The sequence below is a fragment of the Actinocrinis puniceicyclus genome, assembly GCF_018283645.1.
In the GTDB taxonomy this organism is placed as follows: Bacteria; Actinomycetota; Actinomycetes; order Streptomycetales; family Catenulisporaceae; genus Actinocrinis; species Actinocrinis puniceicyclus.
In genome coordinates this window covers 1-7,155 of sequence record NZ_JAGSXH010000188.1, presented here as the reverse complement: position 1 = coordinate 7,155, position 7,155 = coordinate 1, and the positions used below count along the sequence as shown (strand labels likewise).

Below are 7,155 nucleotides of genomic sequence, written 5' to 3'. Positions count from 1 at the left end.
CCGCCGGCCCCGCCGCCCGATCCGGAGCACGCGTACGCCGTCAACGCCACCAGAAGCAGGGGAACCCCGAACACCAGGATCCGGCGCCGCCAGTACACCGCGGGCGGCAACGAACCGACAGGGCGGAGGAAGGATCCCACGGGACGCAACCTTATGGCATGCAAGACACCGTCAGTCGCATTAACACCACGCGCGTGTTTGACAATGCGACCATAGGACCGATGCCAAGTCAGACCACCGCCGCGAGCACCGCCGTGACCGCTCCCGGCGCCACCGCCGCCCCGGACTGCGCGGACCGCGCCGGCGTGTCCCAGCCGCCCGAGCACGCCGACGAGGTCACCGAGCGCACCCGCGCCTGGTTCGCCCTGCATCGCAGGGATCTGCCGTGGCGCGATCCGCACGCGGGCGCGTGGGCCGTGATGGTCAGCGAGTTCATGCTCCAGCAGACCCCGGTCGCACGCGTGCTGCCTGTGTACGAGTCCTGGGTCGCACGGTGGCCCGAACCGAGCGCGCTCGCCGCCGAGGAGCCAGGCGAGGCCGTGCGTGCGTGGGGACGGCTCGGCTACCCGCGCCGAGCACTGCGTCTACACGCCGCGGCGACCTCCATCGTGCAGCGGCACGGCGGCCAAGTGCCCGACGACTATGAGGCCCTACGCGCCCTGCCCGGCGTCGGCGAATACACCGCGGCGGCCATCGCGTCTTTCGCCTTCGGCCGCCGAGCGGCCGTCCTCGATACGAACGTGCGCAGGGTCCTCGCCCGCGTCTTCTCAGGAGTCGAATTCCCGGCGGACTCGCTCACCGCGGCCGAGCGCGCGCTCGCCACGGCGCTACTCCCGTCGGCGCAGCGGGACGCCGCAGCCTGGGCGGCGGCCTCGATGGAGCTGGGCGCGCTGCTGTGCACAGCCAAGACGCCGGACTGCGCGCGCTGCCCGATCACCGAGCTGTGCGCATGGCACCGGCTCGGCCGGCCGCCCCACGACGGGCCCCCACGCCGAGGTCAGATTTACGCCGGCACCGACCGGCAGGCCCGCGGCCGCCTGCTCGCCGTGCTTCGCGAGTCACGATCACCGGTCGGGAAGCCGGCGTTGGACGCGGTGTGGCATGCCGCCGAGCAGCGCGAGCGTGCGCTCGCCGGGCTGCTCGCGGACGGCCTCGCGGTCGAACTGCGCGACGGCACGTACCGGCTGCCCTGACCCGGTCACCTGGCACTTCACAGGCGGGTTGGGGACGCGCGCGGGGCAGTTGGCCCGGAGCGCGCGTGAAAGCCGCCTGCTGTTGAGCGGGAGTAGCCGCCTAAACCGGTAACCTGGTATGTGTGAGCATCCGCCTGTACGACACCGCCACACGAAGCGTGCGCGACTTCGTCCCGATCCGGCCGGGCAAGGTCTCGCTGTATCTGTGTGGCGCCACCGTGCAGGCCGCTCCGCACATCGGGCACATCCGCTCCGGCGTGAACTTCGACATCCTCAGCCGCTGGCTCGCCTACCGCGGCTTCGAGGTCACGTTCGTGCGCAACGTCACCGACATCGACGACAAGGTCCTGAGCAAGGCGGCCGAGCAGGGCGTCGAGTTCTGGCGGCTGGCCCAGGCCAACGAGCGCGCGTTCACCGCCGCGTACGACGGTCTCGGCTGCCGGCCGCCGACTATCGAGCCGCGCGCCACCGGCCACATCCCGGAGATGGTCGAGCTGATGCAGGACCTGATCTACCGGGGTCACGCCTACGCGGCCGGCGGCGACGTGTACTTCGACGTGCGCAGCTTTCCGGGCTACGGCGCGCTGTCCAACCAGCGGGTCGCCGACATGTGGAGCGCGGACGACGCGGACCCCAAGAACGCAAAGCGGGACCCGCAGGACTTCACGCTGTGGAAGGGCGCCAAGTCCGGCGAACCGTACTGGAATACGCCCTGGGGTCCCGGTCGGCCCGGCTGGCATCTTGAATGCTCCGCGATGGCGCGCAAGTACCTCGGCGAGCGCTTCGACATCCACGGCGGCGGCATCGACCTGATCTTCCCGCACCATGAGAACGAGATCGCGCAGTCCAAGGCGCGCGGTGACGCGTTCGCGCAGTACTGGATGCACAACGCCTGGGTGACCATGGCGAACGAGAAGATGTCGAAGTCGCTCGGGAACTCCGTGCTCGTCGCGGACATGATGCGGCGTTACCGGCCGATCGTGCTGCGGTACTACCTCGGCACGCCGCACTACCGCTCGATGATCGAGTACTCCGAGGCGGCGCTTGAAGAGGCCGCGGTCGCTTTCTCGCGGATCGAGCAGTTCCTCACCCGGGCGTTCGAGCTGGTCGGCGCCACCGAGCCCGCCGTCGCGGTCCCGGACGAGTTCGCGGCTTGCCTCGACGACGACCTCGCGGTCCCGGGTGCTGTGGCGGTGCTGCACCAGAGCGTGCGCGCCGGGAACACCGCGCTGGCGGCCGGAGACAAGGAAGGCGCGAAAGCGAGGCTCGGCGACGTGCGCGCGATGCTTGGCGTGCTCGGCATGGACCCGCTGGCCGAGCCGTGGTCCGCCGCGGCCGACCGGGACGCGGCGAACCTGCGCGAGGTCGTCGACAACCTGGTGGTCGTCGCCCTGGAGCAGCGGCAGGCCGCGCGCGCCCGCAAGGACTACGCCGCGGCTGACGAGATCCGCAGCAGGCTGGCCGCGATCGGCATCGTCGTCGAGGACACCCCGGGCGGCCCGCGCTGGACCCTCGGCTGACCACACATCGGCGTCGGTGCGCCTGACGGCCCATCACCCGCCCGAGAGACCCTCAAACCTCACAACTCACACCTCACACAACCGGCCGAAGCACCCGACCGGAGACCGAAGACTCTGGAGCGATCAACCATGGCAGGCGGCAAGGGCGGCGGACAGGGCGGACGCGGTAACAAGGCGGGCTCTCCGCGTAAGGGCGCACAGGTCGGTTCGGGCGGCAAGCGGCGCAGGTCCCTTGAGGGCAAGGGTCCGACGCCGCGCGCGGAGATGCGCAAGGGCCACCCGGCGCAGCGGAAGGCCGACGCCGCCACCAAGCGTGCGCAGGCACCACGGGCGCGGGCCGCCGGTCAGCGCCCGGCCGCCAAGGTGCCCTACAAGGCCAACCGGCAGATCTCCGAGCTGATCGCCGGTCGGAACTCGGTAGTCGAGGCCCTGCGCGCCGACGTGCCGGGTACCGCATTGTTCGTCGCGCAGAACATCGACGCCGACGATCGAGTGCGTGAGGCCGTCACGTTGGCGAACCACCGCGGGATCCCGTTGATGGAGGTGACGCGCCAGGAGGTCGACCGGCTCACCGACGGCGCGATCCACCAGGGCATCGCGCTCCAGATCCCGACGTACGAGTACGCGCACCCCGACGACCTGCTCACCCGTGCCCTCGACGCCGCCGAGACGCCCCTCATCGTCGCGCTCGACGGGGTGACCGATCCCCGCAACCTGGGCGCGATCATCCGGTCCGCGGCGGCCTTCGGTGCGCACGGGGTGCTGGTCCCCGAACGCCGCTCGGCGGGCATGACCGCGGGCGCGTGGAAGACCTCCGCGGGCGCCGCGGCCAGGCTGCCCGTAGCGCAGGCCGGCAACCTGGTGCGCACCTTGGATTCCTACCGCAAGCAGGGCTTGCTGGTCGCGGGACTCAGCGCCCGCGGCACGGCGGACCTGGCGGACCTGGAGGCCGGCGCCGAGCCGCTCGTCCTGGTCGTCGGCTCGGAGGGCAAGGGCCTCGGCCGGCTGGTCGAGCAGACCTGTGACGTGACGGTCCGCATCCCGATCGCTGCGACGACCGAGTCTCTCAACGCGGGCGTCGCCACGAGCATCGCGCTCTACGAGGTCGCCCAGCGCCGCGCCAAGGCACACCGGCTGTAGGCATATCACCGATCGCCCGCCGGTGGGCCGCGATCAACCGCGCCACGTGTGCGGCGCTGAGCTGGACAGGTCGCTTCGTCACGTCCGCAGCTCAGAGCCCGGATTCGGCATGTCGCCCCGTCAGTCTGGAATTCGCTCAGTGCGTCCACCGGGGCCTTTTTCCTATTGCGGGTAGGCTTTTACGCATCCAACCGTCTCCTGCAGGAGTCCAGAGTGCGCATCGGTTACACCATCGCTCGTTTCGACTGGCCGGGCGGCGCCGCAGCCATCCGGCCGAATCTGCTCAAGGTCGCGCGGACCGCGGAGGAGGGCGGTCTGTACAGCCTGTGGGTGATGGACCACTTCTGGCAGATCGCCGTCAACGGCCCGGCCGAGGACCCGATGCTGGAGGGCTACACGGCCCTCGGCTTCCTCGCCGCCGCAACGGAGCGGGTCACGCTCGGGACGCTGGTCACCGGCGTGACGTACCGGAATCCGGCTATTCTCGGCAAGACCGTCACCACGCTCGACGCGCTCTCCGGCGGCCGGGCCTATCTGGGTATCGGCGCCGCGTGGAACCAGGACGAGCACGAGGGGTACGGTGTGCCGTTCCCCTCGGTCAAGGAGCGTTTCGAGCGGCTCGAAGAGGCGATCCGCATCACCGACGCGATGTGGTCCGGCTCCGACGCGGGTTTCGAGGGTGAGCACTACCAGCCGCGGCGGCTGCTCAACGTCCCGGCGGCGATCTCGTCCCCGCGCCCCCGGCTGCTGATCGGTGGTGGCGGCGAACAGAAGACGCTGCGTCTGGTGGCCCGTTACGCGGACGCGTGCAACCTGTTCGACGTCGGCGACGAGGGGCTGACGCACAAACTCGACGTGCTGCGCGGCCACTGCGAAGCCGAGGGCCGCGACTTCGACGAGATCGAGAAGACGGTGCTGGTGCGGCTCGCGGCGGACGGCACGGCCAAGCCGGTCGCCGAGCGCGCCGAGAGGTTGCGCGAGCTCGGGTTCGAGCATGTGATCCTGGGGGCTCCCGCCGCCGCCAACGAGCACTACCTCGGTGTGATGTCTGAGGTCGCCGGTCTCACCCGGGACATCTGAGCCTGTCGTCGCATCGACCTGTCGCGAACGACGGGTCCTTGCGCTCGCTCGCGACAAAAGGCATCGGCCCCGCGCTCGTTCCGCCGAGCGCGGGGCCTCGCCGTTCCGCCTTGCCGTTCACCTCGCTGCCCCGCCGCGCTGGGCGTGCGGCCGATCGACTCTTCCGATCGGGGCGTGGGTTCGGCTACTGCTACTGCGAAAGACGGTCGCCGCTGACGGTCGAGAAGATGTGCGTTTCGCCCGGCTTCGGCAGGAAGTGCAGCGTCTCGCCCTTGGCCGGGGTGTTGCGTGCGTCCACGCGGACGATGACGTCCACGTCGCCGCCGCCGACCTTCGCCGTGCCGTACGCGAACGCGTCCGCGCCCAGTTCCTCGACCACGTTCACGATCACGGCGATGCCGGTCCCGTCGCTGGTCAGGTCGAAGGATTCGGGCCGCACGCCCAGCGTCACGGAACTCTCGCCGCGGCTCGACGCCTGCCCGAGCGAGTCGCGGTCCACCGGCACCACGGTACCGTCGAAAGCGACGCCGCCTTCGACGATCGGGGCCTCGATGAGGTTCATCGCCGGCGAGCCGATGAAGCCGGCGACGAAGACGTTGGCCGGCTTCTCGTACATGTGGCGCGGCGTGTCGCACTGCTGCAGGAGGCCGTCCTTGAGCACCGCGACGCGGTCGCCCATCGTCATGGCCTCGACTTGGTCGTGCGTCACGTACACGGTGGTGATCCCGAGGCGGCGCTGCAGTGAGGCGATCTGGGTGCGGGTCTGCACGCGCAGCTTCGCGTCGAGGTTCGACAGCGGCTCGTCCATCAGGAAGACCTTCGGCTCGCGCACGATGGCGCGGCCCATCGCGACGCGCTGGCGCTGGCCTCCGGACAACGCCTTCGGTTTGCGTCCGAGGTATTCGGTCAGCTCGAGCAGCTTCGCGGCGTCCTCGACCTTCTGCCGGATCTCGGTCTTCGGCACGCCCGCGATCTTCAGGGCGAAGCCCATGTTCTCGGCCACGGTCATGTGCGGGTACAGCGCGTAGTTCTGGAACACCATCGCGATGTCCCGGTCCTTCGGCGGCAGGTGCGTGACGTCGCGCTCACCGATCCGGATGGTGCCCGCGGTCACCTCTTCCAGCCCTGCGAGCATCCGCAGGGAGGTGGACTTCCCGCAGCCCGACGGCCCGACCAGCACCAGGAACTCGCCGTCCTGGATGTCCAGGTTCAGCTTGTCGACCGCGGGGCGTTCCGCCCCCGGATAGACGCACGAAGCGTCCTCGTAAATGACACCTGTCATGGGCTTGCCCTATCCCTTCAACCGGCAGGAACGTGCCGGACGATCCGAGTTGGAAGGCGGCCGCACAGCGGCCTTTGCTGACCGTATCTTCCGACAAGCGTCTTGTCACTAGCAGCCAATGCTGTGCCTGAACGTACCCCACCGCCGCTAACCGGTTCGCTCCGCGCGCGCCGCACGCCGGACGCCACGTGCGCCTGTACAGCTTACGTAGTACCGCACTGCGCGGCACCCACCGCACCACGCCGCACGCACCGCACACGCACGCCGCGCACCGCACACGCACGCCGCGCACCGCACACGCACGCCGCGCGCCGCGCGCCGCGCGCCGATCCGGATAACGTCGTGGCGCCTCGTTACCGGGGCCCACACGCGACAAGGCATCACACCCGAACAACCCGCTGGGCCGCAGCTTACCGGCCCGGTACGATTGACCACTGAGGCGCGGGCACCGCCCGCAGCCCGCTGGTGTGGCGCAATTGGCAGCGCACCTGTCTTGTAAACAGGTGGTTAGGGGTTCGAGTCCCCTCACCAGCTCAGACACTCGCCGCAGGTCACAGACCCGGCAGACAGTCGGGAGACCCAGACCTTGATATCGGTCCAGGGTTCCCGTGCCAGATCCGTGCCAGATTGACCAGCTACCAGTGACGCCCACCGCGCCACGCGGGCATACTCCGGGCATATCCAAGGCGCGCGCTCCGCGAGACTACGGACCTCCGGTGTCGATCACGATCTATCCGAGGGACTGTGTCGATAAAGGTGGGGACCAGTGGAGAGGACTGATTCCTATGACTATCGACGTTGTTGATGTGGAAGGTCCGGTTGTGGTAGAGAGCGCCGAGGCGATCACTACCATCGAGGCGGAGGCCGGGATGTCGGGAGCGGACCTGACGGACCTGCTCGATGCGCGGGCCATCGCACAGCTGGCCGAGCGGGCCAGGCA

At 69.8% G+C, this 7,155-nt stretch carries 5 protein-coding genes and 1 tRNA gene; 5 read left to right on the top strand and 1 reads right to left on the bottom strand.

The annotated features are described in order from the left end of the window. The first annotated feature begins 221 nt into the window (after positions 1 to 221). The 4 genes from KGA66_RS27170 (at position 222) to KGA66_RS27155 (ending at position 4,933) form a co-directional block, all read left to right on the top strand. Positions 222 to 1,193 (top strand): HhH-GPD family protein, encoded by a 972-nt coding sequence (locus KGA66_RS27170; RefSeq protein ID WP_211472121.1) that lies wholly within the window; start codon positions 222 to 224, stop codon positions 1,191 to 1,193. A gap of 122 nt (positions 1,194 to 1,315) precedes the next feature. Beyond that, a complete protein-coding gene (gene cysS, locus KGA66_RS27165) occupies positions 1,316 to 2,713 on the top strand; it encodes a cysteine--tRNA ligase (RefSeq protein ID WP_211472119.1) in 1,398 nt (465 codons plus the stop codon). A gap of 129 nt (positions 2,714 to 2,842) precedes the next feature. Beyond that, positions 2,843 to 3,853 (top strand): 23S rRNA (guanosine(2251)-2'-O)-methyltransferase RlmB, encoded by a 1,011-nt coding sequence (gene rlmB, locus KGA66_RS27160; RefSeq protein WP_211472117.1) that lies wholly within the window; start codon positions 2,843 to 2,845, stop codon positions 3,851 to 3,853. 213 nt (positions 3,854 to 4,066) lie between these two features. After that, positions 4,067 to 4,933, top strand: coding sequence for an LLM class F420-dependent oxidoreductase (locus KGA66_RS27155; protein ID WP_211472115.1), 867 nt, complete (start codon positions 4,067 to 4,069; stop codon positions 4,931 to 4,933). Between the two features lie 190 nt (positions 4,934 to 5,123). Here the strand turns inward: KGA66_RS27155 and KGA66_RS27150 are convergent, their stop codons facing one another. Further along, positions 5,124 to 6,215: an ABC transporter ATP-binding protein gene (locus KGA66_RS27150; protein ID WP_211472113.1), complete on the bottom strand. Its 1,092-nt coding sequence runs from the start codon at positions 6,213 to 6,215 to the stop codon at positions 5,124 to 5,126. A gap of 461 nt (positions 6,216 to 6,676) precedes the next feature. Here KGA66_RS27150 and KGA66_RS27145 point away from each other — a divergent pair. Next, a tRNA-Thr gene (locus KGA66_RS27145) sits at positions 6,677 to 6,749 on the top strand. The last annotated feature ends 406 nt before the right edge of the window (positions 6,750 to 7,155 follow it).

Coding starts and splice junctions, on each gene's coding strand:
- KGA66_RS27170 (WP_211472121.1), top strand. CDS start 222: ATGCCAAGTCAGACCACCGCCGCGAGCACCGCCGTGACCGCTCCCGGC.
- rlmB (WP_211472117.1), top strand. CDS start 2,843: ATGGCAGGCGGCAAGGGCGGCGGACAGGGCGGACGCGGTAACAAGGCG.
- KGA66_RS27150 (WP_211472113.1), bottom strand. CDS start 6,215: ATGACAGGTGTCATTTACGAGGACGCTTCGTGCGTCTATCCGGGGGCG.